Origin of the sequence: Rubrivirga sp. (assembly GCF_049648075.1) — a bacterium.
Taxonomy (GTDB): Bacteria; Bacteroidota; Rhodothermia; order Rhodothermales; family Rubricoccaceae; genus Rubrivirga.
This window is the reverse complement of sequence record NZ_JBARYR010000474.1, coordinates 1-2837: the sequence shown is the minus strand read 5'-3', so window position 1 is coordinate 2837 and position 2837 is coordinate 1. Positions and strand designations below refer to the sequence as shown.

Here is a 2837-nt window from a genome sequence, read left to right as displayed (position 1 = left end):
CTCTCGTTCTGTCCGTCCCTCAGGTCTCGTGCCGTCTGTCGCGTGCTCTTCTACCACGCCATCCTCCTCAACGCTCCGCGGCGGCGTGGTGTCCGGCCGGTTCACGGCGGCCTTTGACGACGACGGCGCCGGCGAGGACGGTTTCAGCGGGACCGAGGCCGAAACCCTCAACCGCGACGCGATCGGGACCGTCACGAGACCCCGCGCGGCGCGTTCCGCGACCTCGAGGTCGACTTCATACGGTAGAAGGATCTCTCAAACTCCGCTTCTCATGCGCTCCGTCCTTACGACTCTCTTCCTCGGCGCCACCCTGAGCGCCTGCTCGCTGTTCGGCCCGGAGGTCGAGCGGCTCGACGCCACGACGGTCCTCCAAGGCGAGGCGAGCGTGACCGCTGACACGGTCTCTCTGGCTTCCAACTCGCCGTTTCTCACCTCCCTCGAGGACGAAGCGCTGTTCCGGGCGCGCTACGGGATCTCCGAGCCGTTCGGGGCCGACTACGCCGCCAGCACGCTCGTCGCCGTCGCGGAGCCGGTCACGTCTCGAGGCGGACAGCTCGTCATCGACGCCGTCGAGTTGATCGGCGACGACCGAGCACGCGTGACGTATCGTGCGACCGGGACACCCGGTGAGGCCGGCGCCCGGCTCCTCGTCCACGTTGTCCGCGTGCCCCGCATCGACCTGACCATGCGACAAATCGAGACGGAGTACTCGACGCCCTCTCGATAGCCCTCGCCCTCGAGGACGTTTCCCCTTGCCAATCTTAGCTATGAACAAGCTCGCTGTCGCGACCGCGCTCCTGGCACTTACGAGCCTCGCCCATGCTCAAGAGGAGCCCAACGTATGGCGGGACTTCCTGCCCCTCGAGGTCGGGGACGAGTGGGTGTACAACGAGTCCGGCTCGGACACGCAGCACCGGCAACTGGGCGGCGCTACGACCCGTTTTTCTCGCGTCAGCCGGTATCGCGTCGTGCGCGACACGGTCGTCGACGGCAACCCGGTTCACGTCGTGAGCGGGCCGGGCGGCGAGTCGGTCTTCGGCGGGGCGACCGACGGGAGCCGGTGGATCGTCGAGCAGCTCACGACCATCGACCGCCTGCTCCCCTCGGTTCCGATGTTCCTCAGCTTTAACGGGGGCGTCCCTCTCGTGGAGAGGTTTACGGAACGGACGGAGTCGATCGGGGGGATCTCGTACACCGTGCGAGCCTCGCCGCAGTGTTGCTTCGCGATGATCGCAGAGGGGATCGGCTTGATCCGCCTCGACCGGTCCTGGACTGGGATCGGAGGGTCCGGGGGCTCGCGGAGCGTCCGCCTCGTCTACGCGAGCGTCGGAGGGCGCGAGTGGGGCCGTGACCCCCTCCGCCCCGTCAGTTCGGAGGACGGCCCCGCCGCCCGGACGCCCTTGAGCGTCAGCCCCAACCCCGTGACCGACGGCGTTCGGATCAACCTCGGAACCGAGTCTGCGGCAACTGTCCACGTCGAGGTCGTAGACGTCACTGGCCGAACGGTCGCCTCCACGACGATGCGGGGCGGCGAGAACCACTACCTCGCGCTCCCCGACCTCTCGCCGGGGACGTACGTCGTGCGCGCGCGGTCGAGCGAAGGCCACTTCGGCTCGGTCGCGATCTCGAAGGCTGGCCGGTAAGGCGCGTCCTCGGGGCCGGCTACAGCCCGAGCGCGTCGAGAAGGCGCGCGTCGTCGTCGTCGAGGTCGCCCGCGGCGCGCTGGGCCATCAGGCGGCCGGCGTAGAGCGTGGCGTAGAGTCCCAGGACACCGTCGTCGCGAGAAGCATGCTCGCGGAAGAGGTCGGTCGCTTGGGCGCTTTTCCAACTGTCGGGGACGTAGATCGCGCGGGGACCGAAGGGGCCGTCGCTGGCGTCGGCCGGAAAGCTTTTTTCGGGATCGAACAGGCGTTGGCCGAGGTGACAGCCGGTGCACTGGGTCGGGACCCGCAGGGCGCGCGGCTCAGTCTGCGTCGAGGGTGCGAGGGCACCGTCCGGTCCGTAGACCACGAAGTCCCAATAGCCGTCCGATCGACGATACTTGGCCGTCGTCTCCACGACCTCGTCGTCCTCGATGTGCTCGCCCACGATCCAGGTTCCGGCCGGGTAGATCAACTCGTCGCGCTCGGGGAACCCCTCGATCGCCGACCGAAGCGACGCGAGCGGGACCGAGATCCGGCGCCGCGCGGCCGACATCACGCCGTCGACCTCGACGGAGAACCACTCCGGCTCGCCGGCTCGGTAGTCTGCGGCGGATTGCAACTCCTCGACCGTCTGAGGCAAGGTCCGAGCCCCGTAGTACGTCGCCTCGAGCATCACCGCCAGCTCGTCCCAGTCGATGGTGCCGTCGCCGTTCACGTCCTCGAGGGCGGCGCGGACGTCGTCGTCGAGTTTTTGGGGATGCAACGCGAGATCGGAGCCGTCGCCGGAGACCAGGCCGGCCTCGAACGGGTCTCCCCCATCGGGGCCGACGTAGGCGCCCAAGACGGAGCCGAGCAGCCGCTCGGGGCGGTCGCGGTCGAGGTCGAGCGGGATCGAGTCCGAGGTCGCCGGGTCGGCGGGGCCGGTGGCGCAGCCCGCGGCGACGAGCGCGGCAAAGAGAAAAAAGCGAGTCACAGGAGTTGGGCGAGCGCCGCGCGTGCGCGACTGTCGGTGGGGTCGGCCTCGAGGACGCGCTCGAACATCCGCCGCGCGTCGGCCGTGCGGCCTTGCTGGGCCAGGATGAGGCCCAGGTTGCCGAGCGCGGCCGTGTCGCGAGGGTCGGCCTCGAGCGCGGCTCGGAACTGCGCAGCGGCGCCCTCGAGGTCGCCGCGAGTCAAGAGGGCGCCGCCCAGGTT

At 69.4% G+C, this 2837-nt stretch carries 5 protein-coding genes; 2 read left to right on the top strand and 3 right to left on the bottom strand.

Annotated elements, in window-relative coordinates; all coding sequences use genetic code 11:
* Positions 1-195: hypothetical protein (locus tag WBA11_RS13465; RefSeq protein WP_424521187.1), on the bottom strand; the 195-nt coding region annotated here is incomplete at its 3' end.
* A 76-nt stretch (positions 196-271) separates the two neighbouring features.
* Here WBA11_RS13465 and WBA11_RS13460 point away from each other — a divergent pair.
* Positions 272-727, top strand: coding sequence for a hypothetical protein (locus WBA11_RS13460; protein ID WP_424521186.1), 456 nt, complete (start codon positions 272-274; stop codon positions 725-727).
* 40 nt (positions 728-767) lie between these two features.
* Entirely contained in the window at positions 768-1643 is an 876-nt protein-coding gene (locus WBA11_RS13455; RefSeq protein WP_424521185.1) for a T9SS type A sorting domain-containing protein, read from the top strand.
* 19 nt (positions 1644-1662) lie between these two features.
* Here the strand turns inward: WBA11_RS13455 and WBA11_RS13450 are convergent, their stop codons facing one another.
* Together WBA11_RS13450 and WBA11_RS13445 are read right to left on the bottom strand one after the other, a co-directional pair.
* Positions 1663-2616, bottom strand: a complete 954-nt coding sequence (locus WBA11_RS13450) for a hypothetical protein (protein WP_424521184.1) — start codon at positions 2614-2616, stop codon at positions 1663-1665.
* A partial coding sequence (locus tag WBA11_RS13445) for a tetratricopeptide repeat protein (RefSeq protein ID WP_424521183.1) occupies positions 2613-2837 on the bottom strand: 225 nt, incomplete at its 5' end. The genes WBA11_RS13445 and WBA11_RS13450, both read right to left, overlap by 4 nt.